Annotated in this window: 1 protein-coding gene; it reads right to left on the bottom strand. The window is 39.6% G+C overall.

Translation table 11 applies throughout. From position 1 onward, the window contains the following. Positions 1-76: 76 nt before the first annotated feature. Positions 77-374: IS200/IS605 family transposase (tnpA, locus tag LMC10_RS01295; protein ID WP_229268723.1), on the bottom strand; the 298-nt coding region annotated here is incomplete at its 5' end.

Here is a 374-nt window from a genome sequence, read left to right as displayed (position 1 = left end):
GGCGCTGGCTTTCGCTTTGCTCAAGCCAAAATGCTCTGACTACTTTGCCACCGCTTTAAGCGGTGTTTGTACTACCTCACTTACCCTTAAAAGGGTCTGAATATTCCACACTTGTTAGTTTATCCATTGCTATATCATGTTTCTCTTGATCTCGGATATACTTCTTTATCATGGATTCATTCAATCCAACTGTACTTACATAGTAGCCTTCAGCCCAAAAATGTCGGTTCCCATATTTGTATTTTAAGTTTGCATCTCGATCAAACATCATTAATGCACTTTTCCCTTTTAAGTATCCCATAAACTGCGATACACTTAGCTTCGGCGGAATACTTACTAACAAGTGCACATGATCTGGCATCATATGACCTTCA

Source organism: Limosilactobacillus reuteri subsp. simiae (assembly GCF_020784875.1).
GTDB classification, from domain to species: Bacteria; Bacillota; Bacilli; order Lactobacillales; family Lactobacillaceae; genus Limosilactobacillus; species Limosilactobacillus reuteri_H.
The sequence above is the reverse complement of the archived record's forward strand: the minus strand, read 5'-3'. Positions and strand labels throughout refer to the sequence as shown.